This window comes from Rhodopseudomonas sp. (assembly GCF_048594845.1).
Taxonomy (GTDB): Bacteria; Pseudomonadota; Alphaproteobacteria; order Rhizobiales; family Xanthobacteraceae; genus Rhodopseudomonas.
The window spans coordinates 1-23,237 of record NZ_JBMDXE010000240.1 but is presented as its reverse complement, the minus strand read 5'-3'; the positions used below and the strand labels follow the sequence as shown (position 1 = coordinate 23,237).

Sequence of the window (23,237 nt, the reverse complement as noted above, 5' to 3'; positions counted from 1 at the left end):
TGCCCGCGAAGCGCGGCAGACTTCAGTCAAACAACAAGCAACTAATAACATCCAGGGAGTGACAATGTCCGAGGCAGCCGAGCCGGCCACGCTGGCCGACGTCATCCGCGCGCAGGCCAAGGCGCGCGGCGCTGACGTGGTGTACGAATTCGAGGGCCGCATCACCAGCTTCGCGCAATTCGATGCGCATACCAACCAGATCGCCCGCGCGCTGGCCGCCTCCGGCGTCAAGCCCAACGAGCGCATCGCCTATCTGGGCAAGAACAGCGACGTCTATTTCGAGATCTGGGGCGGCGCCATCAAGGCCAAGGTGGTGATGGCGCCGGTGAACTGGCGACTGGCCGGGCCCGAGGTCGCCTACATCGTCGAGGACTGCAAAGCCGCGATCCTATTCGTCGGTCCGGAATTCATCGACCAGGCTCGCGCACTGAAAGACCAGATGCCGAGCGTGCGTCAGATCATCACCACCGAAGGCGGCGCGCCGGAGTGGCAGGACTTCACCAAATGGCGCGACGCGCAGCCGGGCGACGATCCGCAGGTCGCGATCGCGCCGTCCGACATCGCCATCCAGCTCTACACTTCCGGGACTACTGGCAAGCCGAAGGGCGCGATGCTTAGCCATGCGAATTTCCTGTCGCTGGTCCGCGCCGGCCAGGACAACAAGCCAGAATGGAACAGGTGGTCGACCGACGACGTCTCGCTGGTGGCGATGCCGATCTTCCATATCGGCGGTTCCGGCTGGGGCATGATGAGCATCTATCACGGCGCCAAGGGCGTGATCGCGCGCGAATTCGATCCAACCAAGGTGCTCGATTTCTTCGAACAGTCTGGCATCACCAAGCTGTTCATGGTGCCGGCCGCGATGCAGTTCGTGGTGCGGCAGCCACGCGCCCGTGAAGTCGATTTCTCGCGGCTGAAGTACATGCTGTACGGCGCCTCGCCGATTCCAGCCGCGCTGCTGAAGGAATGCATCGAAGTGTTCAAATGCGGCTTCGTGCAGATGTATGGCATGACCGAAACCACCGGCACCATCGTGGCGCTGCCGCCTGAGGATCACATCGAAGGGCTCGAGCGGATGCGCTCGGCCGGCAAGGCGTTGCCCGGCGTCGAGATCGCCATTCTCGATCCTGATGGAAATCCGCTGCCGCCGCGGCAGGTTGGCGAGATCGCCACCCGGTCCGGCTCCAACATGGCGGGCTACTGGAATCTGCCGGAGGCGACCAAGAAGACCATCGACGCCAACAATTGGCTGCGCACCGGCGACGCCGGCTACATGGACGAGGACGGCTACGTTTACATCCACGACCGCATCAAGGACATGATCATCTCCGGTGGCGAAAACATCTACCCCGCCGAAGTCGAGAGCGCGATCTGTGATCACCCCGACGTCGCCGAAGTCGCCGTGGTCGGCGTCCCCGACGAGCAATGGGGCGAGGCGGTGAAAGCCGTGGTGGTGATGAAGCCCGGGAAGGAAGCGACCGCGCAGGACATCATCGGCTTCACCCGCACCCGCATCGCCGGCTTCAAGACACCGAAGTCGATCGACTTCATCCCCGCCCTGCCCCGTAACGCATCAGGCAAGATCCTGCGCCGCCATCTGCGCGATCCGTATTGGGCGGGGAAGGACCGGCAGGTGAACTAAGCGCTGCTAGCACCGTGTCCCGCACGCGGTGCAGCGCAGAGCGCTGCTCCGCAGATGCGGGACCCCGGTTACTTCAGCTTCTGCAAATAACCGGGACCCCGGATCTGAGCAGAGGCATTTCATGCCGCAGAGCGTCCGGGGCACGGTCTCGCCTCACCTCTTGTTCGCGCCCATGTAGCCGAACAGGAATCCCGCGACCTTGCGCATCTGGATTTCCTCGCTGCCTTCGGTGATGCGGTAGCGGCGGTGGTGGCGATAGATGTGCTCGAAAGGTTTGTGGCGCGAATAGCCGATGCCGCCGTGAACCTGGATCGCACGGTCGGACGCCTGGCCGCACAGCCGGTTCGCCCAATAGTTGCACATTGACACCTTGTCGGACAGCGTGTGCTCGACCTGTGCCTGGGTCATCTGATCCATTTCCCAAGCGGTCTTGCGGATCAGGAGGCGCAGCATCTCGGCCTGAGTGGCGAGCTCGACCAGCGGGAACTGGATCGCCTGGTTGCGCGCCAGCTCCTCGCCGAACGGCTTGCGCTCACGCGCGTACTTCACGCTCTCGTTGATGCAGAACACCGCCGCGCCGAGCGACGACGCCGCCTGCCGGATGCGGTTCTCGTGCACGAAGCACTGCGCCAGCGACAGGCCGCGGCCGACTTCGCCGAACAGCACCTCTTCGGTGACGAACACGTCCTTGAACGACACCCGCGGATGGTCGGTCGGCATGTTGAAGGTCCAGAGATATTCCTCCACCTTCACGCCGGGCGCATCGGCCGGCACCAGGAAACAGGTGATGCCGCGCGCATCGCCGTCGTTGCCCGAGGTACGGGCGAACAGCGCGCAATGCGTGGCGACGTGCATGCCCGTCGTCCACATCTTTTCGCCGTTGATCACCCAGCCCTTCTTGCCGTCGCGCGTCGCCGGCTCGGCGCGCGTCTCCATATGGGTCGCGTCGGAGCCGTGGTCCGGCTCGGTCAGGCCGAACGTGATGCGATACTTGCCCTTGATCGAGCCGTCGATCATCGCCTTCTGGTCGTCGCGGCCGTACAGATCGAGCATCTTGACGATCGGAAAATTGCCGACGATCGAATGCTCGTTCTGCAGATCGTTGTGCAGGCCGAGGCCCTGCGAAGCGAAGTGCTCGCGGATCACCGCCATCCACAAATTGCTGCCGTCCTGCCCGCCGTAGCGCTTCGGGATCGCGAAGCGCAGATGACCGGCGTCGTCGGCGAGGTTCTTCGCCTTGCGCAGCAGCTCTTCCCATTCGTGGCGCGGCAACCCACCGTTCTCGAAATCGGTGCGCGCCCATTCGCGGCGATGATCGAAGAAGCGGATGTTATCATCCGCCTGTTCCAGCGGCTTGATCTTGGCGTCGATGAAGCGATCGAGCTCGGCGAGATAGGCGACCAGATCCGGCGGCAGAGAAAAATCCAAGGCGTGCTCCCACGGTCTTCGTGTTGTTGTTGATCTTGTTAAGCGAGCGATTAACATGCGCCACGCACGACAAGTCAAGCGCGCTTCAGCCGCATCAATTCTGCTCAACGAAAAAAGGAAACGTCGATGGCGCTGCAATTCTCCACCGTGACCCGCAAGGGCCCGATCACCATCGTCACGCTGTCGCGGCCCGACGTCTACAACGCGCTGCACACCGACGCGCATTACGAACTCGAAGGCGTGTTCAACGACTTCGCAGCGGATCCCGAGCAGTGGGTGGCGATCGTCACCGGCGCCGGCGACAAGGCGTTCTGCGCCGGCAACGATCTGAAGTGGCAGGCCAGCGGCGGCAAGCGCGGCTGGGGCGAGACGGGCTTCGGCGGACTGACGTCGCGGTTCGATTGCGACAAGCCGATCATCGCCGCCGTCAACGGCGTCGCGATGGGAGGCGGCTTCGAGATCGCGCTCGCCTGTGACCTGATCATCGCATCGGAGAACGCGGTGTTCGCGCTGCCCGAGCCGCGCGTCGGCCTCGCCGCCCTCGCCGGCGGCCTGCACCGCCTGCCGCGGCAGATCGGCCTGAAGCGCGCGATGGGCATGATCCTCACCGCCCGCCACGTCAAGGCGCAGGAAGGTCTCGAGCTCGGCTTCGTCAACGAGGTCGTACCGCAGGGCCAGGCGCTCGCCGCTGCGGAACGCTGGGCGGAAACGATCTGCACCGTCTCACCGATGTCGATCCGCGCCTCCAAGCAGACGCTGTCGCGCGGGCTGGAAGTGTCGCTGCCACATGCGATCGCCGAGCAGCGCGACTACCCGGCGGTCAAGGCGATGGTCGCGTCGCAGGACTACATCGAGGGCCCGAAAGCATTCTCGGAGAAGCGCAAGCCGAATTGGACGGGGAAGTAGTCCATCGGCACGGCCTCTCCCCGTCATTGCGAGGAGCGCAGCGACGAAGCAATCCAGCGCGGTGCACAGCGCTGGATTGCTTCGCTACGCTCGCAATGACGGAAGCCTCTCGTCCGTCATTCCGGGGCGCGAGCGCAGCTCGCGAGCCCGGCATCCATACGCCGCAGCATTCGCTGTCATGCAGGGAGGCCAACCGACACTTCGCTCAACAAACAGCACAGGGGATATGGATTCCGGGCTCGCGCTGCGCGCACCCCGGAATGACGAGCGACAGGAGTTCGACGCGGTGAACACGAGGTTGCTCCAGTCGCGTCGCCCTTACTGCTGCTCCATCTCCCGCCGATAGCTCGCGTAGTTCGGCTGGTCCACTGCGAGTTTGGCCAGCGTCGTCTGCCACAGATGGTCCTGCAGCCCCGGCGTTGACAGATCCATAGCGCCGGAGGCGATGCGCTCGGAGAGCAGGCCATTGAGCTCGCGGAGCGAGCCATCAGCGTCCAGCAATTTCTTCAAGCGCAACAGCTCGGCCGCATCACTGTCTCCGGCCAGCGTCAGCTGCCGCGTCACCAGATCGAGCGCGTTGATGCCGACGCGAAGTTTGAACGCTGCATGCCCCGAGATCTGCGGCGCGATGTGGTCGCGGAGGAAATCCGCGACCGCCTTGATTAGTTCGTCGGGCCTCGGTTCGTCCTGCATTGGATCCTCGCTCTTCATGCGCGGCCGGCCGAACGCCGAGCGCGTGCATCTGCCTCACCCGCGCGGCGCCAGCAGTCGCAGCAGGTCGATTTCGGTTTCCGACGAGCGGCGGCCGATCATCGCGCGCTCCATCGAGTGATCGGGCCCCTGACGGAAGCGCTGCATCATGCCGCAGCACATGATGCCCCAGCGCAGCGTGCCCATCACTTCCCAGAACTTGACGCGATCGGCGTCGACGGTGCCGCCCGCGTCCTGATAGCCGGCGAACATCTCCTCGCGCGAGCCGAGGCCGCCGACCGGCTTGTCGATCTCGCCGAACCGCCACGAATTGACGCAGACCCAGCCGAGATCCTCCATCGGATCGCCGAGATGCGCCAGCTCCCAATCGAGCACGGCGCGCACGCCATCGGGGCCGATGATCAGATTGCCATGCCGGAAGTCGCCGTGCACCAGCGTGATCGCCTTCGACGCGCCGGGATCGTGGTCGGCGAGCCAGCGCAGCGCCAGCTCGAACACCGGCCGCGGCCAGTCCATCGCCCGATAGTCGTCGCGCAGCAGGCCGATCTCTTCGGTCGAACTGATCGTGCGCAGATTCGGCAGCGCGGCGCGCTGGATGCCGTGGAGACCAGCGAGGATGCTGCCGATCTGTCGCGCCAGCTTCGGCCGCGCATCGGCGAATTGATCGTCGCGCAGGATCTTGCGCGGGATGGTTTCGCCATTCACCTTTTCCATGATGAAGCCAGCGCCAAGCTGATCGTCGTCGGTCAGCACGTGCAGCACGCGGGGCGACGGGACGCCCGCGTCGTACGCCAGCCGCATCAACTCGGCTTCAGCGTCGAGACCCGCGGCGCGGCCTGAGACACTGCCGTAGCCGGGGGGCGAGCGGCGCAGGATCGCCGCGATGTCCCCGTCCGGCCGCTCGATCACGAACGACCACGTCTCCTGGCTCGCGCCGCCAGACAACTGCGCGGCGGCGCGTATTCCCGTCGCGCCCGCACACCAGCGCCTGACGCTGTGCGCGAGCGCATCCGCAATCGCGGGCTGGGTCATGCGCGATTACTTGCCCTTGAATTGCGCGGGGCGCTTTTCGAGGAACGCGCCGACGCCTTCCTTGAAGTCGTCGGTCGAGCCGGCGACGCGCTGGCATTCGAATTCGAGGTTGAGCTGCTCCTCGAACGAATTCTCCGACGAGTCCCAGTACATCTTGCGGATCAGCGACAGCGCGACGGTCGGGCCGTTGGCAAGTTCCTGCGCCAACTTCATGGTCTCGGCCCACAGCTCGGCATCGTCGTGGACGCGGTTGACGAGACCCCATTCCAGCGCCTTCTCGGCCGGCAGCTTCTCGCCGAGCAGCGACAATTCGACCGAGCGCGCCTTGCCGACCAAACGCGGCAGCAACCAGGTCGAGCCGCAATCCGGCACCAGGCCGATGCGACGGAACGCCTGCAGGAAGTAGGACGACTTGGCGCACAGGATCATGTCGCCCATCAGCGCGAAGCTCATCCCGGCGCCCGCGGCCGGACCATTGACCGAGGTGACGATCGGGCAATGCAGCTTACGCAGCCGGCGCAGGAAGGGATGGAAGGCGGTTTCGAGCGCAGCTCCCGCGCCCTTGCCGCTCTGGCTCATGTTGTTGCCGGAGTTGCGGCCCTGCAGATTGGCGCCGGTGCAGAACGCACGGCCGGCACCAGTGATGACGAGGCAGCGCACCTCGGCGCGTTTGTCTTCGATCGCATCGAGCGCTTCGCCGAGACCACCCAGCATGTCGATCGACACCGCGTTCATCACTTCCTGATGGTCGAGCTTCAGGACGGCGACCGGGCCTTCGAAATCGAGCGTGACGTGTTTGAACTGCATAGTTTCCTCGCTATGATCCGCGTTATTCCGCGGTGTGGAAGGGCTCCGTCCTGCGAAGCCATATTTGATTTTTGCGGCGCGCTTGTCCATGGTCGCGCCCACGATAAGCAGCGCGCTGCCGTGGTGCACGGTTTAGCGCTCAACAACAAAAATGGAAACGCTGTATGAGCATTTTCGATCTGAGCGGCCGCGTCGCGGTGGTCACCGGCGGCAATGGCGGCATCGGCCTCGGCATGGCGCAGGCGCTCGCCGCCGCCGGCTGCAACGTCTCGATCTGGGGGCGTAACGCCGACAAGAACAAGGCCGCGGTCGCGAGCCTCGCCTCCGCCCCGGGCAAGGCGCAAGCGCAGGTCTGCGACGTCACCGATCCGGCTTCGGTGAAAGCCGCGATGGACGCGACGCTGCAAGCTTTCGGTCGCGTCGACGGCTGCTTCGCCAACGCCGGCATCGGCGGCGGCGGACGCCACGCCTTCATCGACCGCACGGAGGAGCAGTGGCGCTCGATGTTCGCCACCAATCTCGACGGCGTGTTTCATGCCTTCCAGGCCGCCGCGCGGCACATGACCGAGCGGGCCGCGAACGGCGATGCGTTCGGTCGTCTGGTCGCGACGTCGAGCCTAGCCTCAATCTTTGGCACTGCGCGCAACGAGCACTACGCGGCGACCAAGGCGGCGATCAACGCGCTGGTCCGCGCGCTCGCGGTCGAACTGGCGCGCTACAACGTCACCGCGAATGCGATCCTGCCGGGCTGGATCAAGAGCGACATGACCGCCGGCATCATGGGCAACGACAAATTCGTCGGCAACGTCATGCCCCGCATCCCGGTGCGCCGCTTCGGCGAGCCGGAAGATTTCGGCGGCATCGCCGTGTATCTGATGAGCAAGGCGTCTTCGTATCACACCGCCGACACCTTCGTGATCGACGGCGGCTACACGGCGTTCTGAGGCCAGGTGGACGACGACCGCGACTTGGTCGTCGCATCGCCAGTTTCAGACCTGGTAGTTTACGACATCCCCTCCCTTTCGTCATGGCCGGGCTCGTCCCGGCCATCCACGTCTTTCGCGCTCGACAACGTCAGGGCGTGGATGCCCGGGTCGAGCCCGGGCATGACGGGATGAGAGATTCTGCGTAGCCGATGGTCAGTTCGCTGCCGCGCGTTCGGACGACGCGGCACGACGCTCCGCGGCGGAGCTTACGCTCAGCATGAATCCCTCGTACCCCTTCGCCGCGACCTCGTTACAGATCTGGCGATAGGTGCCGACGCCGCCGATATAGGGCATGAAGACGCGCGGCTTGCCCGGCACGTTGGCGCCCATGTACCACGAGTTCGCCTGCGGATACAGCGTCCCCGCCGCGACGTCGTTGACGTGCGCGACCCAGTCGTCTTCCGCCTGCCGGGTGGCTTCGATGCACATTGCTCCGCGCGCCCGCATCGCTATCAAACATTCGGTGATCCAGTCGACGTGCTGTTCGATCGACAGGATCATGTTGCTCAGCACCGAGGGGCTGCCCGGCCCCGTGATGATGAACAGGTTCGGAAAGCCTTCGGTCATCAGCCCGAGATAAGTGCGCGGCCCTTCGGCCCATTTGTCGTTGAGGGAGCGGTCTGCCCGGCCCTTGATGCAGATCTTCGCCACCGATCCGGTCATCGCGTCGAATCCTGTGGCGAACACCAGCGCATCGAGCGGAAACTCCCGATTGCCGGCGCGAATCCTGTCCGGCGTGATGCGGTCGATCGGCTCGGCGCGGAGATCGACCAGTTCGACGTTGTCGCGATTGAACGTCGCGTAGTAATTGGTATCGACGCAGATACGCTTCGAGCCCACCGGGTGATCGCTCGGCTGCAACTTGCGGGCGACCTCAGGATCCTTGACGATCTCGGCGATTTTGCCGCGGATGAAATCGGCCGCAGTGTCGTTGGCCGCTTTTTCCAGCGCCAGATTGTTGTAGGCGGCCATGAAGGTCAGGCCGCCGCGCGTCCAGCGGCTTTCGTAGTTCTGCAGGCGCGCCTCTTCGGGATCGTCGAAAGCACCCTTGACCGGCGGCTCGGTGAAGATGCCGTTGCGCATCTCTTCGCGCGCCTTGCGGCGAATCTCCGGATAGTTGTCGCGAAACCATTGCCGCTCTTCGGCAGTGAGCGGCGCGTTGCAGGCCGGCACCGAGAAATTCGCGGTGCGCTGGAACACGGTGAGCCGCGCGGCTTGCTCGGCGATCAGCGGGATCGACTGAATTGCCGACGAGCCGGTGCCGATGACGCCGACGCGCAGCCCGGTGAAATCCACCGGCTCATGCGGCCAATGTGCGGTGTGGTAGATCGCGCCCTTGAAGTCGCCGGCACCGGGGATATCCGGCAAACGCGCGTTGGACAGGCACCCGGTGGCGAGCACGACGAACTGCGCCGAGCACACCGCGCCGCCCGACGTAGTCACCGTCCAGCGTTGCGCCTGCTCGTCGAACACCGCCACCTCGACCCGCGTGTCGAACTGAATGTCGCGGCGCAGATCGAAGCGATCCGCGACGTGGTTGGCGTAAGCGAGAATTTCGGGCTGCGGCGCATAGCGCTCGCTCCAGTCCCATTGCTGCTGGAGCTCGTCGGAAAACGAATAGGAATACTGCATGCTCTCGACGTCGCAGCGCGCGCCGGGATAGCGATTCCAGTACCACGTGCCGCCGACTCCGGAGCCCTGCTCGAATACGCGCACCGAGAATCCCTGCCCGCGCAGCCGGTGCAGCAAGTACATGCCGGCGAAGCCCGCGCCGACGACGATCACATCGTAATCCGTATCCGGGACGCTGCTCGATCGCACCTCGCCTGCGGCCATGGTTCCACTCCCGATTTTGTTGTTGCTTGCACCCAGCATTTCCCTCACCGGGCGAAAGCGCAAGGGCACGATATTTTGCAGGGCGGAAACCGGGCACGATCCGCTGCGACCGTGAGCCGCGACAAATGCCGCGAGGCCCGCTAAGGATGAGCGCGAACCAGCCGATCAACAACAACAAGAAACGAGACCACAGAGCCATGACAACCCAGCTTCCGCCCGATCGCATCCCCGTCATCGTCGGTGTCGGCGAAATCGCCGATCATCCGAAGGATATCGCGCAAGGGCTGGAGCCGTTGGCGTTGCTCGAAGCCGCGGTGCGGCGCGCCGGCGACGACAGCGCCGCGCGGCTTGTCGGCGAGATCGACTCGCTCGACATCGTCAACTTCCTGAGCTGGCGTTATCACGATCCGGAGCAGCAACTCGCCAAGCGGCTCGGCGTCACGCCGCGACATTGCTTCTACGGGCCGGTCGGCGGCGAGAGCCCGATCCGTTTCATTCACGAGGCGGCGCTGCGCATCCAACGCGGCGAGGCGAACGTCGCCGTGGTGTGCGGCGCCGAGGCGCAGTCGACCGCGACCAAGGCGGCGCGCGGCAAGCTCGAGCTGCCGTGGACGCCGTTCGCCAGCGACGCGCCGGAGCCGAAGCGCGGCGCGGCATTTCAGAAGCCGTTGGCGACCCAGCTCGGAGTCGCCCGGCCGATCACCGTGTATCCGTTCTACGAGGCCGCCACCGCGGCGCATTGGGGCCAGACGCCGCGCCAGGCACTCGCCGAGTCCGGCGTGCTGTGGGCACGCTACGCGCAGGCCGCAGCCGCCAATCCGAACGCGTGGAACCAGCGCGCCTTCACGCCGGACGAGATCACCACGCCGTCGGCCGACAATCGGCTGATCGCCTGGCCCTATACCAAGCTGATGGTCGCCAATCCGAGCGTCAATTTCGGCGGCGCGGTGCTGCTGACATCGCTCGCCAAGGCCCGCGAGGCCGGCATCGCGGAGGACAAGCTGGTCTACCTTCACGGCGGCGCGTCGGCCGAGGAGCCACGCGATTTCCTGGCGCGCGATCAGTTCACGCAGAGCCACGCGCAGAACGCCGTGCTGGACACCATCAAGGCGATGGTCGGCGGCAACGGCCGCGCCTTCGATGCGATCGAGCTGTATTCATGCTTCCCGGTCGTGCCGAAGATGGCACGGCGGACGCTCGGGCTCGGCGAGGACGTGCAGCCGACGGTGACCGGCGGCCTGACGTTCTTCGGCGCGCCGCTCAACACCTACATGACCCATGCCGCCTGCGCGATGGTGCGCAAGCTGCGGGACGGCGCCAAGCTTGGCCTGCTCTACGGCCAAGGCGGCTTCGTGACCAAGCATCATGCGTTGGTCGTCTCGCGCCAGATGCCCGGTGCGCCGCTGGACGAGAACGTCAGTGTCCAGGCCAAGGCCGACGCCGCTTACGGCGAGGTGCCGCCTTTCGTCACCGACGTGACGGGCGATGCCACGATCGAGAGCTCGACGGTGATCTACACCGGCCGCGGCGAGATCGAGCACGGCGTCGTGGTGCTACGCTCCTCCGAAGGCGCACGTACTCTGGCCCGCGTTCCGGCGCAGGATCAAGCGACGCTGGCGGTGCTGACCGATCTGGATCACAGCCCGGTCGGCGTGCGCGGAGTGATCGCGGCGGGCGCCGATGGCGTGCCAGAGTGGCGGGCTGACGAGTAACAGATCACGGCGGTCCGCAGCGCTTCAACGAAGTCGCCGTCATCCTGAGGCGCCGCCGCGTAGCGGCGGCCTCGAAGGATGGCCGCAGGCCGCGTCTCCGCATCCTTCGAGGCGCGCAAGAGCGCGCACCCCAGGATGACGGCACCGGGGAGAAGCGAGTCGCGAGCGACTGTCTACCCCTTGACGTCCTGCTTCTCCGACGCGGTCGGCTTGCCCTTGGCGGCGTCGCCGACAACGCGGACCTTGTCGCCGCTGGAGAGGCCGTCGGGCGGCGCAATGATGATGCGGTCATCAGCAGCGAGGCCGGAGGCGAGTTCGATCTCGCGGCCCAGGTCGCGAGCGATCTTGACGTCCTTGAACTGCACGCGGTCGTCGGGTCCGACGGTGGCGACGCGCAGGCCGGCACGGTTGAACATCAGCGCACTGGCCGGCACGTAGAGCGACACCTGGTCGCTGGTCAGGCTCAGCTTCACATTGGCGTAGCCGCCCGGCATCAGTTCGCCCTTCGGATTGTCGAGCACGAGCTGCATCCGTGTCGTGCCGGTGGTGGCATCGACGGCCTGCGACGAGGTTTCGACCGTCGCCGGGAACGTCCGGTTCGGATATTCGGGCAGCGTGATCACCGCCTTGGCGCCGATCCTAATCATCGGCACGTAGGTCTGCGGCACGTTGACGTAGACGCGCAGCCGGGCGATGTCCGACACAACGAACATCGCCGGGCCCGCATTGGAGCCGGCGCTGATCAGCGCGCCGACATCGGTGTTGCGCTCGGTAATGACGCCGTCGAACGGCACGGTGATCTTCTTGAAGCCGGCGAGCGCCTCAAGCCGCTCGACGTTCGCCTCGCCGGATTTCACCGCGGCTTTCTTGTTCGACAAGTCCGCGGTCCGCTCGTCGATCTCCTGTGCCGAGACGAAGTTGGAGGCCACCAGCGTCTTGCGCCGGTTGAGCGTCGCTTCCGACAGACGCGCACTGGCCTGCTGGCTCAAGAGATCGGCGCGGGCCTGTAGCAATTGCTGATCGAGATCGGGCGCTTCGACTTCGGCGATCACCTGCCCGGCCTTAACCTTCGCGCCGATGTCGGCGCTCCAGCTCTTCACGTAGCCGGACACGCGGGCGTAGATCGGCGCACGGGAGTACGCCTCGAGCCGGCCCGGCAGATCCAGCGAATTGGCGCGCGCCTTGCCGTCCGGCTTTGCCACCGCCACGCTGGGGATCGCCTGCTCGTCGGTCCAAGCCGTCAGTTCGGCGTTGCTCTTCTGCCGCGCGCTGATGCCGGTGACGACCACCGCAACGGCGCCGAGGGCAAGCACGAGGCCGGCAATGCCGAGGCCACGGCGGGACTTTCGCGGCGGCGGCGCTTCAGTGGACATGCGACATCTCCGGGGCCGGTGCGGCATCCTGCGCCGGCTGTTTCTTGTGAACCATGCTGAACACCACGGGCACGAACATCAGGGTGGCGAAGGTCGCGCACAGCAGACCGCCGATCACGGCGCGGCCGAGCGGCGCGTTCTGCTCGCCGCCCTCGCCGAGCCCGAGCGCCATCGGCGCCATGCCGATGATCATCGCCAGCGCCGTCATCAGCACCGGGCGGAACCGGACGAAGCCGGACTCCAGCGCAGCCTGCACCGGATCGCCGAGCACCGCGTAGCGCTCCCGCGCGAACGAGATCACCAGCACGCTGTTAGCGGTGGCGACGCCCATGCACATGATCGCGCCGGTCAGCGCCGGCACCGACATCGTGGTGCCGGTGGCGAACAACATCCAGACAATGCCCGCAAGCGCGGCCGGCAGCGCGGTGATGATCACGAACGGATCGGCCCAGGACTGGAAGTTCACGACGATCAGCAGGTAGATCAGCACGATCGCGCCGAGCAGGCCGAACAGCAGGCCGGAGAAGGCGCTGTTCATGGTCTCGACCTGGCCGAGCAGCACCACTGACGAGCCCTTCGGAACATCGGCCTTGGTCTCGTCGATCACCTTGCGGATGTCGGCGGATACGGCGCCGAGATCGCGGCCCTGCGTGGTGGCGAAGATCTGCACCATCGACTGAATGTCGTATTGCGAGATCACCGCGTTGCCAGCCGAACGCTTGATATCGGCAATGCCGCCGAGGATCGGCGCGCTGGCGCCTGCCGTGCCGGAGGCCGAGATCGGAATCGTCTCGAGCTTGCCGAGCGAGTCGATCTGATATTGCGGCGTCTGCATCACGATCGAATACGACACGCCGTTGTCGGGATTGAGATAATAGGTCGGCGCGACCTGCGACGAGCCGGCGAGATTCACCACCAGGCTGTTGGTGACGTCGCGCGTCGTCAGCCCGACATACTGTGCGCGGGTGCGGTCGACATCGATGTTGAAGGTCGGGTTGTTCGGCGACTGCTGCAGCCGAGCGTCGGCGACGCCCGGGATGCGCTTGATCTTGGCCAGCAGCTTGCCGGCGTATTCGAAGTTCGCGGCGAGATTGGCACCGCGCACCTGCAGATCGATCGGCGCCGGCGCGCCGAAGTTGAGAATCTGGCTGACGATGTCGGCGGGCAGGAACGCGAAGCTCATGCCAGGAAACTGGCGGGGCAGCTGTTCGCGCAGCTGCTTGACGTATTCCTCGGTCGGCTTGTGCTCGCCCTTCAGCTTGATCTGGATATCACCGTCCTGCGTGCCGATCACGCCGGTGTTGTTATAGGTCAGATTGATGCCCGAGATCGGCATGCCGATGTTATCGGTCATGGTCTCGATCTGATCCGGCGGGATGACGGTGCGGATCGCCTTCTGCACTTCGGCAAGTTGATTGGCTGTTTCTTCCACGCGGGTGCCGACCTGGGTGCGGACATGCATCAGGATCTGGCCGGCATCGACCGATGGGAAAAAGTTGCGGCCAAGGAACGGCACCAGCGTGAACGACACCGCGACGACGCCGAGAAAGCCGACGACAAACAGCTTGCGATGGCCCATCGCCAAGGTCAGCAGATCGCCGTAGCCATGGCGGAAGCGTGCGAACAGGCTTTCGAAGCCCTGCTGGAAGCGGACCAGCGGATTGCGCGAGCGCTGCTTGCCGTCGAGGCTGCCGTGATGGACATGCGGCTTCAGCAGATACTTCGCCATCGTCGGCACCAGCGTGCGCGACAGGATGAACGACCAAAGCATCGCGAACATCACCGCTTCGGCCATCGGCACGAACAGGAAGCGCGCGACGCCCTGCAGGAAGAACATCGGCACGAACACGATGCAGATGCACAGCAGCGACACGAACGCCGGCGTTACGATCTGATGCGCGCCGTCGAGGATCGAGGTTTCGACGTCCTTGCCTTGCTCGAGATGCCAGTTGATGTTCTCGATCGTCACCGTGGCGTCGTCGACCAGGATGCCGACCGCGAGCGCGAGGCCGCCGAGCGTCATGATGTTCAGCGTCTCGCCGATCGCCGCGAGGCAGATGATCGCGCCGAGCACCGACAGCGGGATCGACACCGCGATGATGATAGTCGAACGCCAGCTGCCGAGGAACAACAGGATCATCACGCTGGTCAGCAGTGCCGCGATCACGCCCTCGACCGCGACGCCGGTGATCGCGCCGCGCACGAACACCGATTGATCGCCGATCAAGGCGATCTTCAGCGACTCCGGCATCGCGTCCTTGACCTCGGTAATCTTGCGCTTGATGCCGTCGATGATGTCGAGCGTCGACACCGCGCCGGCCTTCAGCACCATCATCAGCACAGAGCGGTTGCCGTCGACGTGGACGATGTTAGTCTGCGGTGGATTGCCGTCGCGCACCGAAGCGACATCGCGGATGTAGACCATCGCGCCGTTCACCGCCTTGATCGGCAGATTGCCGAGATCCTCGATCTTTAGCGGCGAGTTGTTGAGCTGGATGACGTATTCGAACTCGCCGATTTTCTGGGTGCCGACCGGCGTAATCAGGTTTTGCGCCGCCAGCGCATTGGCGACATCCTGACCGGACAGCCCGCGCGCCTGCAGCGCGCCCGGGTTGAGGTCGATCTGAATCTGGCGTTGCTTGCCGCCGAAAGGCCACGGGATCGCGGCGCCCGGCACGGTGACCAGCGGCGTTCGGAGCTGATTGATCGCGAGGTCGGCGAGGCTCTGCTCGGTCATGCCGTCGCCGGACAGCGCCAGCTGGATGATCGGAACCGTCGAGGCCGAATAGTTCAGGATCAGCGGCGGCGTTGCGCCCGCCGGCATCTGCTTGAGCAGCGTCTGCGAAATCGCGGTGACCTGCGCGTTGGCGGTGCGGATGTCGACGTTGGGCTGGAAGAAGATCTTGACGATGCCGAACCCGTTATACGAGTTGGCGACGATGTGCTCGATGTCGTTGACCGTCGTCGTCAGCGCGCGCTGAAACGGCGTGGTGACACGGCCGGCCATCTGATCCGGCGGCAGGCCGGTGTATTGCCAGACCACTCCGATCACCGGGATGCGGATCTCGGGGAAGATATCGGTGGGCGTGCGCATCGCGGCGAGCGGGCCCACGATCAGCAGGAGCAGCGCGAGCACCACGAAGGTGTAGGGCCGGCTCAATGCGATGCGGACCAGCGAGATCATTCGTCGGCGTTCCCCGATCATTGGAAAGTGGCTGCGCTGCCCGCGCGGACCTCACGAGACTTACCGAACGCCCGGCCAATAGCCAAGCGGCAGGGCACGCATGGCGCCCTGCCGCATCGCACAATCTCGCGAGGTGATCAGTTCGAAGGCCTTGCAGAGGGGCCAGCCCGCGGCCGCCTCTGCTGAACGCGTCAGGCCGCGCGGACGGACTGCAGGAACTGCCCGACCTCGGATTTCAGGCGATTGCTTTCGACCGACAGCGACTGCGCGGCGGCGAGCACCTGCGTGGAAGCCGCCGTCGCTTCGCCTGCACCGCGCTGGACGTCGACGATGTTCGACGAGACCTGCTGGGTTCCGAGCGCCGCCTGCTGAACGTTGCGGGCGATCTCCTGGGTGGCGGCGCCCTGCTCTTCGACCGCCGACGCGATGGTGGACGCGATCTCCGACATCCGGCCGATGATATCGCCGATATCCTTGATCGCCCCGACCGAGTCCTGCGTCGCGGCCTGAATGCCGGTGATCTGCTGGCTGATCTCTCCGGTCGCCTTGGCGGTCTGTTCGGCCAGTGCCTTGACCTCGCTGGCGACGACCGCAAAGCCGCGGCCCGCCTCGCCGGCGCGCGCCGCCTCGATGGTCGCGTTCAGCGCCAGCAGATTGGTTTGGCCCGCGATGGTGTTGATCAGCTCGACCACGTCGCCGATCCGGGTCGCGGCCTGCGCCAATTCGCCGACGCGAGCATTGGTGCGACGGGCCTGCTCCACCGCCTCGTTGGCGATCCGTGCCGAATCCTGCACCTGCCGGCTGATTTCATTGACCGACGAAGCCATTTCTTCCGTCGCGGACGCCACCGAAGAGACGTTGTTGGAGGCTTCTTCAGACGCCGACGCGACCACGGTGGTCACTTCCTGGGAGCGCCCGGCGGTGGCGGAGAGCGATCCGGCGGAGGCTTCGAGCTGGGTCGAGGCGGACGACACGGTCTGCACGATCTCGCCGATCATCGACTCGAACGAACGGGTGATCGCATCGACGCGCTGGCCGCGTGCGATCTTGGCGTCCGCCTCGACGGCAGCAGCTTCGTCGGCAGCCTTCTTGTCGATCAGAGCCTGCTTGAACACCTGCAGCACGTCGGCCATCGCGCCGATCTCGGTCTTCTCGCCCTGATGCGGAACTACAGCGCTCAAATCGCCGCGGCCGAGCGCCTGCATCGGCTGAATGATCGAAGCGATGCCGCGCGACACGTCGCGAACGAGGAAGATGCCAAGACCGATCGCCACGAGAGTCGCGACAGCGAGGATCCCGATCACGATCAACAGGGCAGAGCGGAAGCTATCGGCCGCCGTCTTGCTGGCCTGGTCGGCGCCGTTCTTGTTGAAGTCGATGTCTCGCTGCAGAACATCATCCGCCTTGACGCCGATCGGATTTACGATTTTGGCGTTGAAATCGCGGGTTTCTTCGGAGACGCGGCCGACGTCCTTACGCGATCGTGCCAGTACCTCGTCCGTGCCGCGGACGTACTCATCCCAGAGCTGAGACCATTCGCGATAGATCGCCCGCTCTTCCGGCGAACTGATCAGGCGCTCGTACGCAGTCCGGGCGTCGGCGAGACGCGCCTTGACGGCGTCCATGGTCTTGTCGACCGCCTGCTTGTCTTCCGCCGAGAACGAAAGCAGATGCTGACGAACGACGGTTCGGTAGGTAACTCCGGTCGCCCGCAGATCGCCAAGCGCCCGGACGCTGGGAAGCCAGTTGGTCGCGATGTCTTCAGTATTCGCATTGATGGATTGCAATTTCAGAATAGCTACGCCGCCCAGCCCGATCATCAGGATCAGGAGCGAAGCCAAGACTGTTGTGATTTTCGCGCGGATCGAAAGGCGGTCGAACATCGTCGGATCCTTGATAACACTGAAAGACGCGCCGCCCTGCCCCCACGGCCGACACCGCGCTGCGGCTTCTGCCGCCCTTATTGAAGTAGTGCAGCAATCCTGACTCAGGGCTTAAGATCGGAACCGTCGAGGCGAAGTTTTTGAGTGCAACTACTTTAAGTCAGTAAGTCGTCAAGACGTACTAACACCCGCCCGTCTACGAAGCCGACGCATTCGATCGAATCTGCCACGGAACCTGGCATCTCTCAGACGGCACCCGCTCGATGTCATTCCGGGGCGCTCAGGACGCAGGCTTCAGGCTGCGACTGCCTTGTAGGGCGCGAACCAGCCGAGGCCCTCGCCGGTGACCGTGCGCGGCCGATACTCGGCGCCGACGAATCCCGCATAGCCGAGCCGGTCGAGTTCCGCGAACAGGAACGGGTAGTTCAGTTCCTCGCCGTCCGGCTCCTGGCGAGACGGCACGCTGGCGATCTGGACATGGCCGATGATCGGCATCATTTCGCGCAGCCGCATAACCACGTCGCCATGCAGGATCTGGCAGTGATAGATGTCGAATTGAAGTTTGAGATTGGCGATGCCGAGCTCGCGGATCAGGTCGCGGGCGACCCCAAAGTCGTCGAGAAAATAACCCGGCACGTCCCGCCTGTTGAGCGGCTCGATCATCACCTCGATGCCATGCGGCGCGAAGAAATGCGCTGCCACCGCCAGCGACCGACGAAACGCCAAGACCGCCTCGCCGTCGTGGCGGTCTGCCAGACCGGCCAGGAGATGCACCCGCTTGGCCCCGGCCGCCAGCGCATAAGGCAGCGCGGTGTGCAAGCTCTGCTGCAGCTCCTCAAACTTGTCGGGGCGAGCGGCAAAGCCACGCTCACCCGCGGTCCAGTCTCCAGGCGGCAGGTTGAACAGAGCCTGCGTCAGATCATAGCGTCTCAGCCGCTCTGCGATGTCGTTCGGCGCAAAGTCATAGGGAAATAGAAACTCAACGGCGCGAAATCCCGCCGCAGCCGCCGCCTCAAACCGGTCCAGGAACGGCAGCTCGGTGAACAGGAAGGATAGATTAGCGGCAAAGCGCGGCATAGGCGGCCCAATAGAAATTCGCCGTCATTGCGAGGAGCGCAGCGACGAAGCAATCCAGCGACGGGCACGTCGTGTCTGGATTGCTTCGCTTCGCTCGCAATGACGCTGGCGACGGAGGAAGTCGCAGCACTCTATCGGGACAGTGGCTGCCTACAACCCCAAATACGCCTTGCGGACGTCGGGGTTGTCCATCAGCTCGGCTGACTTGCCCTGCATCAGCACCCGGCCGGTTTGCAGGATGTAGGCTCGGTCGGCGATTTCGAGGCACTCGGCCATGCGCTGTTCGACGATCAGCACAGTCATCCCGGCGTCGCGGATCTTCTTCACCGACTGGAAGATTTCGCTGACCAGCTTGGGCATGATGCCCTGCGACGGCTCGTCGAGCATCAGCAGACGCGGACGGGTCATCAGCGCGCGGCCGATCGCCAGCATCTGCTGCTCGCCGCCCGACAGCGTCTCGGCGCGCTGCTCGAGCCGCTCCTTCAGCCTCGGAAACAGGCTGAACACGAACTCCAGCGGCTGCTCGCGATCGGCTTTGCCGCGAAACATGTAGCTGCCGAGCCGCAGATTGTCGTGGACCGACAGCCGCGGAAACAGCCGGCGATTCTCCGGCACATAGGCGATGCCACGCGCCGTGATGAGATGCTGGGCCAGTCCGGTGATGGTCTCGCCGTCGAATGCGACCGAGCCGGAGCGCGGCCGCTCGGCGCCGGCGATGGATTTGATCAGCGTCGATTTTCCCGCGCCGTTGGCACCGGCGACGCAGACGATCTCACCTTTCTCGACTTCGATCGAAACCTGAGAAATCGCGACCAGCCCCTTATAGGCGGTGGTGACCTCACGCACCGACAGCATGACGATCCCCCAGATACGCAGTAATGACTTTCGGATCGCGCACGACGTCGGCCGGCTTGCCCTCGGTGAGCACCTTGCCGAGGTCGAGCACGATGGCGCGGTCGACCAGCGGCATCACGATTTCCATGACGTGCTCGACCATCAGCACGGTCACGCCGGTGTCGCGCACGCGCCGGACCAGTTCGACGCCCTTCTCGGCCTCGGTATGGGTGAGACCGGTGAGGACTTCGTCGAGCAGCAGCAGCTTCGGCTCGGTGGCGAGGGCGCGTGCAACTTCGAGGCGACGCTTCTCCGATGGGATCAGCTGATTAGCGAGCACGTCGGCGCGCGCGTCGAGGCCACAGAATTTCAGTACCTCGTGCGCCTTTCGGCGGGCTTCGCGCATCACCGTGGTGCGGATCAGCGCGCCGACGATGACGTTATCGATCACCGTCATCGACTCGAAGCTCTTCACCACCTGGAAGGTTCGGCCGATGCCGCGGGCGCAGCGCGCGGTCGCCGGCAGCTTGGTGACGTCCTCGCCGTCGAAGATGATCGAGCCCTGCGTGGGCGGGAGCACGCCGGCGATCAGGTTGAACAGCGTCGACTTGCCGGCGCCATTGGGGCCGATCAGGCCGACGATCTCGCCACGCCCGACCGAGATGGAGACGTCGCTGTTGGCGACCAGTCCGCCGAAGCGCTGCCAGACGCCGCGGGTTTCCAAAAGCGGCGCGGTCATTGTGGCACTCCCTTCGAGGCCGGGCGGCGCGAGAACAGGCCGATCAAACCTTCGGGTCGCGCCAGGGAGATTAGCACGATCACGGTGCCATAGAGGATCAGGTCGACGCCGCGGCCGGAGCCGCCAATGAAGGAGCGCGTCACTTCCGTGAGCGGGATCAGGATCGCTGCGCCGAGCACCGGGCCCCACAACGTGCCGATCCCGCCGAGCACCGCGGGGAGCGCCATCAGCAACGAGAACTGGAATGTCATGACGCTTTCGGGATCGATGTAGGACACGAACATCGCGTAGAAAGCGCCGCCGATCGCGGTCAGAAAGGCGGAGACAGCGGCCGCACCCATCTTGGAGTTGAACACCACGACGCCGAGGCTTTCAGCGGCTTCCGGGTTGTCTTTCACCGCGCGCCACCAATAGCCCCACTTCGAATTCTCCAGCCACCATGTCACCAGCCAGGCGACGCAGCAGAACACCAGAGCGAAGTAGTAGTAAGGCAGCTTGCTGCGTGTGAACTGGAACTTGGCCCAGCTGTCGCCACGCACCGGGATGTCGATGCCCAGCGCCGCACCGGCCCAGTCCCAATTGTGGAACAGCAGGAAGCCAATTTCGGCGATGACGATGGTGGCGATGACGAAGTAATGGCCGCGCAGTCGGAAGGTCGGATAGCCGAGCCCCAGCGCAATCGCCGCCGAGATGATGCCGCCGCCGATCATGCCGAACCACGGCAGCACGCCGAACTTGGTGAACAGCAGCACCGTCGTGTAAGCGCCGAGCCCGAAATACAGCGCGTGGCCGAGCGAGATCTGGCCGCAATAACCGCCAAGGATGTTCCAGGCCTGCGACAGCGCCGCATACATCAGGGTTAGCACCATGATGTTCTGGACGTAGACGTCCTTGACGAACAGCGGGGCACAGGCGGCCGCGACCGCGAGGAGGGCCGCAACAATCAGATCGCGGCGACGGCGTTTGGTGTGAGCGTCGTCCATCAGATCGATCCGAACAGGCCGCGCGGCCGAATGAACACAACGAGCAGATATACGGCGTAGATGCCGATCGACTTCAGTGACGGCGGCAGGATCATTGCCGTGGTTGCCTCGACCAAACCGACGATGATGCCGCCCGCGAAGGCGCCGAACACGCTGCCGAAGCCGCCGAGCGCTACAGTGACGTAGGCGATCAGCGCGAACGAGGCGCCGACGTCCGGGTAGATGTAGAAGAACATCGCCATCACGGCGCCGGCCAGACCGACCAGAGCGCCGCCGAGACCCCAGCCGAGCGCGAACACCTTGTTCTTGTCGATGCCGACCAGCGCCACCGCGCCGGCATCCTCGCGGGTCGCCTCCAGCGCGCGGCCGAAGTCGGTCTTCTTGATGAAGAAGTACAGCGCGCCGAACGCCGCCAGCGACACCAGCGCGCCGACCAGCTGCGGCACCGGCAGGAACACGCCGCCGATCTCAATTGTCTTGCCGCCCAGCCAGGAGACATTGATGCTGCGATAGTCCGGCGTGAAGAAATACTGAGCCAGACCGCGCATCAGGATGGCGAGGCCGAAGGTGGTGAAGATCTGCACCATGCCGATATTAGCTTTGGCCCGCATCGCGAAGCGGACCACTAACAAGTAGGCCACCGCACCGAACACGAACATCGCCGCCCCGACCAGCGGCGCGGCGAGCAGTGGATCAATCGCGAAAAAGGCAAACAGGAAGAAGGTGATGTACATCGCCAACATCAGGAATTCGCCGTGGGCGAAGTTGGTGACGTCCATCAGGCCGAAGATCAGAGCCAGGCCGACCGCGACCAGCCCGTAGAGAAGTCCCATCAACAGGCCGCTGGCAAGGGACTGGATGATCGTGGCGGTGGTCAATGGCGATGCTCCGGGTCACGTGGGAGCGTCATCCTGAGGTGCGAGCTCTTGCGAGCCTCAAAGGATGGCGCGGCGGTGGTGGCCCATCCTTCGAGGCTCGCCGCAAACGCGGCGAGCACCTCAGGATGACGCGGCATTTGAAGAGACGTGATGCGAACGAAAAACGTACGTCGCATCACCGTCCCCTCTTACGGCATCGGCCAGATCGCCTCGGCGACCTTGGCCTGCTCCGGGAAGATCGTGACGAACTTGCCACCGACATATTGCAGCAGTACCGGGTCGGCGAAGGTGTTCTGGCCCTGCTCGTCGAATTTAACGCGGGCCCACGGCATGATTGTCTGTTCGCCCGGCATGTCGGTGGCGACCAGCGCCTCGCGGATCTTCTCGCCGTCGGTCGACTTGGCCCGGTTGATCGCGTCCGCCATGACGATCAGGCCCATGAATTGCCGCGACGAGTAGTCGTTGAAATCCTTTCCCGACTTTTCCTTGTACATATCGTTGATCTTGCCTACCATCGGCCGCTTCTGCGCGAGGTCGAGCGAGAATGAGCCGCGAGAGATCACGCCCGGGATCTTGTCACCGACGGCGTCGTACAGCGCCTTCTCGGAGAAGCCTGCATCCTGCGCGACGATGTTCTTGGCCTTGTAGCCGAGCTCGCCCATGGTGCGGATCAGCAGAATGCCGTCCGTCGTGTAGCTCGACGGCATCAGCACGTCGGCATCCGCGGCCTTGAGCTGCTGCACTTCGGCGGTCAGCGACGGTGAGTTGGCGCGGTACTTGATGTCGGCGACGACCTTATAGCCACGCTCCTTGGCAAGCGCGAGCTGAGCATTGGACGAGTCGGTGCCGAAGATCGTGTCTTCGTGGAACAGCGCCAGCGTTTCGATCTTCTGGCCCTTCTTCTTCAGCGCATCGAAGAAGTCGAACATCGCCTGTGAGAACATCTCGTCGTGCGGCGCGGCGCGGAAATAGTACTTCAGACCACGGCGATGCAGGCTGGGCGAGGAGTTGTCGGCCGACAGGAACGGCACCTGGTAGCGCTCGCAGATCTGGCTGACCGTAACGGCGACGGCGCTCTGATAGGTACCGACAATCGCGCAAACTTTTTCCTGCGTGATCAGGCGCTCGGCCTCGGCGCGGCCCTTCTGCGGATCGGCCTGATGGTCCGCGAAAACGAGACGCACCTTGGCGCCACCGAGACCGGAAAAACCCTCGCCGCGCGCCAA

At 64.7% G+C, this 23,237-nt stretch carries 18 protein-coding genes; 4 read left to right on the top strand and 14 right to left on the bottom strand.

Features of this window, described 5'->3' with window-relative positions; translation table 11 throughout:
* Nucleotides 1-64: 64 nt before the first annotated feature.
* Nucleotides 65-1,642 carry a fatty acid--CoA ligase gene (locus tag ACOJTD_RS15490; protein ID WP_420133787.1) on the top strand — a complete coding sequence of 526 codons (1,578 nt, stop codon included), beginning with the start codon at nt 65-67 and terminating at the stop codon, nt 1,640-1,642.
* 153 nt (nt 1,643-1,795) lie between these two features.
* Here the strand turns inward: ACOJTD_RS15490 and ACOJTD_RS15485 are convergent, their stop codons facing one another.
* The gene (locus ACOJTD_RS15485) at nt 1,796-3,070 is read right to left on the bottom strand and encodes an acyl-CoA dehydrogenase family protein (RefSeq protein WP_420133786.1); all 1,275 of its coding nucleotides are present in this window, start codon (nt 3,068-3,070) and stop codon (nt 1,796-1,798) included.
* A 126-nt stretch (nt 3,071-3,196) separates the two neighbouring features.
* On the opposite strand from ACOJTD_RS15485, the gene ACOJTD_RS15480 reads away from it, so the two are divergent.
* Nucleotides 3,197-3,976, top strand: a complete 780-nt coding sequence (locus tag ACOJTD_RS15480) for an enoyl-CoA hydratase-related protein (RefSeq protein WP_420133785.1) — start codon at nt 3,197-3,199, stop codon at nt 3,974-3,976.
* Between the two features lie 318 nt (nt 3,977-4,294).
* Here ACOJTD_RS15480 and ACOJTD_RS15475 read toward each other — a convergent pair whose 3' ends face one another.
* From ACOJTD_RS15475 to ACOJTD_RS15465, 3 genes are read right to left on the bottom strand one after another with little or no spacing between them, the layout of a single operon-like run.
* Nucleotides 4,295-4,669 carry a DUF6285 domain-containing protein gene (locus ACOJTD_RS15475; protein WP_420133784.1) on the bottom strand — a complete coding sequence of 125 codons (375 nt, stop codon included), beginning with the start codon at nt 4,667-4,669 and terminating at the stop codon, nt 4,295-4,297.
* Between the two features lie 54 nt (nt 4,670-4,723).
* Entirely contained in the window at nt 4,724-5,719 is a 996-nt protein-coding gene (locus ACOJTD_RS15470; protein ID WP_420133783.1) for a phosphotransferase family protein, read from the bottom strand.
* Between the two features lie 6 nt (nt 5,720-5,725).
* A complete protein-coding gene (locus tag ACOJTD_RS15465; RefSeq protein ID WP_420133782.1) occupies nt 5,726-6,526 on the bottom strand; it encodes an enoyl-CoA hydratase/isomerase in 801 nt (266 codons plus the stop codon).
* 164 nt (nt 6,527-6,690) lie between these two features.
* Between ACOJTD_RS15465 and ACOJTD_RS15460 the strand changes: the two genes are divergently transcribed.
* Nucleotides 6,691-7,470 (top strand): SDR family NAD(P)-dependent oxidoreductase, encoded by a 780-nt coding sequence (locus ACOJTD_RS15460; protein WP_420133781.1) that lies wholly within the window; start codon nt 6,691-6,693, stop codon nt 7,468-7,470.
* A 195-nt stretch (nt 7,471-7,665) separates the two neighbouring features.
* On the opposite strand, the gene ACOJTD_RS15455 is transcribed toward ACOJTD_RS15460, so the two are convergent.
* Nucleotides 7,666-9,348, bottom strand: a complete 1,683-nt coding sequence (locus tag ACOJTD_RS15455; protein ID WP_420133780.1) for a flavin-containing monooxygenase — start codon at nt 9,346-9,348, stop codon at nt 7,666-7,668.
* A 197-nt stretch (nt 9,349-9,545) separates the two neighbouring features.
* Between ACOJTD_RS15455 and ACOJTD_RS15450 the strand changes: the two genes are divergently transcribed.
* The gene (locus ACOJTD_RS15450) at nt 9,546-11,060 is read left to right on the top strand and encodes an acetyl-CoA acetyltransferase (RefSeq protein ID WP_420133779.1); all 1,515 of its coding nucleotides are present in this window, start codon (nt 9,546-9,548) and stop codon (nt 11,058-11,060) included.
* Between the two features lie 173 nt (nt 11,061-11,233).
* On the opposite strand, the gene ACOJTD_RS15445 is transcribed toward ACOJTD_RS15450, so the two are convergent.
* The 9 genes from ACOJTD_RS15445 to ACOJTD_RS15405 all read right to left on the bottom strand — a co-directional run.
* Nucleotides 11,234-12,433, bottom strand: a complete 1,200-nt coding sequence (locus tag ACOJTD_RS15445; protein ID WP_420133778.1) for an efflux RND transporter periplasmic adaptor subunit — start codon at nt 12,431-12,433, stop codon at nt 11,234-11,236.
* Entirely contained in the window at nt 12,423-15,617 is a 3,195-nt protein-coding gene (locus ACOJTD_RS15440; RefSeq protein WP_420133777.1) for an efflux RND transporter permease subunit, read from the bottom strand. Before ACOJTD_RS15440 ends, ACOJTD_RS15445 begins: the two co-directional genes overlap by 11 nt.
* Before the next feature lie 191 nt (nt 15,618-15,808).
* A complete protein-coding gene (locus ACOJTD_RS15435) occupies nt 15,809-17,500 on the bottom strand; it encodes a methyl-accepting chemotaxis protein (RefSeq protein ID WP_420133776.1) in 1,692 nt (563 codons plus the stop codon).
* A gap of 294 nt (nt 17,501-17,794) precedes the next feature.
* Nucleotides 17,795-18,577 (bottom strand): 2-oxo-tetronate isomerase, encoded by a 783-nt coding sequence (gene otnI / locus ACOJTD_RS15430; protein WP_420133775.1) that lies wholly within the window; start codon nt 18,575-18,577, stop codon nt 17,795-17,797.
* A 150-nt stretch (nt 18,578-18,727) separates the two neighbouring features.
* Nucleotides 18,728-19,432 carry an ABC transporter ATP-binding protein gene (locus ACOJTD_RS15425; RefSeq protein WP_420133774.1) on the bottom strand — a complete coding sequence of 235 codons (705 nt, stop codon included), beginning with the start codon at nt 19,430-19,432 and terminating at the stop codon, nt 18,728-18,730.
* The gene (locus tag ACOJTD_RS15420) at nt 19,416-20,150 is read right to left on the bottom strand and encodes an ABC transporter ATP-binding protein (protein WP_420133773.1); all 735 of its coding nucleotides are present in this window, start codon (nt 20,148-20,150) and stop codon (nt 19,416-19,418) included. Before ACOJTD_RS15420 ends, ACOJTD_RS15425 begins: the two co-directional genes overlap by 17 nt.
* The gene (locus ACOJTD_RS15415; RefSeq protein ID WP_420133772.1) at nt 20,147-21,133 is read right to left on the bottom strand and encodes a branched-chain amino acid ABC transporter permease; all 987 of its coding nucleotides are present in this window, start codon (nt 21,131-21,133) and stop codon (nt 20,147-20,149) included. Before ACOJTD_RS15415 ends, ACOJTD_RS15420 begins: the two co-directional genes overlap by 4 nt.
* Nucleotides 21,133-22,011, bottom strand: coding sequence for a branched-chain amino acid ABC transporter permease (locus ACOJTD_RS15410; protein WP_420133771.1), 879 nt, complete (start codon nt 22,009-22,011; stop codon nt 21,133-21,135). The genes ACOJTD_RS15415 and ACOJTD_RS15410 overlap by 1 nt, the downstream gene beginning before the upstream one ends.
* A gap of 188 nt (nt 22,012-22,199) precedes the next feature.
* The coding region (locus ACOJTD_RS15405; protein WP_420133770.1) for an ABC transporter substrate-binding protein at nt 22,200-23,237 on the bottom strand (1,038 nt) is incomplete at its 5' end.

Bases quoted from the DNA above. Each gene is read 5' to 3' on its own strand.
- otnI (WP_420133775.1), bottom strand. From the start codon at position 18,577: ATGCCGCGCTTTGCCGCTAATCTATCCTTCCTGTTCACCGAGCTGCCG.
- ACOJTD_RS15450 (WP_420133779.1), top strand. From the start codon at position 9,546: ATGACAACCCAGCTTCCGCCCGATCGCATCCCCGTCATCGTCGGTGTC.
- ACOJTD_RS15470 (WP_420133783.1), bottom strand. From the start codon at position 5,719: ATGACCCAGCCCGCGATTGCGGATGCGCTCGCGCACAGCGTCAGGCGC.
- ACOJTD_RS15440 (WP_420133777.1), bottom strand. From the start codon at position 15,617: ATGATCTCGCTGGTCCGCATCGCATTGAGCCGGCCCTACACCTTCGTG.
- ACOJTD_RS15455 (WP_420133780.1), bottom strand. From the start codon at position 9,348: ATGGCCGCAGGCGAGGTGCGATCGAGCAGCGTCCCGGATACGGATTAC.
- ACOJTD_RS15415 (WP_420133772.1), bottom strand. From the start codon at position 21,133: ATGGACGACGCTCACACCAAACGCCGTCGCCGCGATCTGATTGTTGCG.
- ACOJTD_RS15435 (WP_420133776.1), bottom strand. From the start codon at position 17,500: ATGTTCGACCGCCTTTCGATCCGCGCGAAAATCACAACAGTCTTGGCT.
- ACOJTD_RS15480 (WP_420133785.1), top strand. From the start codon at position 3,197: ATGGCGCTGCAATTCTCCACCGTGACCCGCAAGGGCCCGATCACCATC.
- ACOJTD_RS15420 (WP_420133773.1), bottom strand. From the start codon at position 20,150: ATGACCGCGCCGCTTTTGGAAACCCGCGGCGTCTGGCAGCGCTTCGGC.
- ACOJTD_RS15425 (WP_420133774.1), bottom strand. From the start codon at position 19,432: ATGCTGTCGGTGCGTGAGGTCACCACCGCCTATAAGGGGCTGGTCGCG.
- ACOJTD_RS15490 (WP_420133787.1), top strand. From the start codon at position 65: ATGTCCGAGGCAGCCGAGCCGGCCACGCTGGCCGACGTCATCCGCGCG.
- ACOJTD_RS15475 (WP_420133784.1), bottom strand. From the start codon at position 4,669: ATGCAGGACGAACCGAGGCCCGACGAACTAATCAAGGCGGTCGCGGAT.
- ACOJTD_RS15465 (WP_420133782.1), bottom strand. From the start codon at position 6,526: ATGCAGTTCAAACACGTCACGCTCGATTTCGAAGGCCCGGTCGCCGTC.
- ACOJTD_RS15460 (WP_420133781.1), top strand. From the start codon at position 6,691: ATGAGCATTTTCGATCTGAGCGGCCGCGTCGCGGTGGTCACCGGCGGC.
- ACOJTD_RS15445 (WP_420133778.1), bottom strand. From the start codon at position 12,433: ATGTCCACTGAAGCGCCGCCGCCGCGAAAGTCCCGCCGTGGCCTCGGC.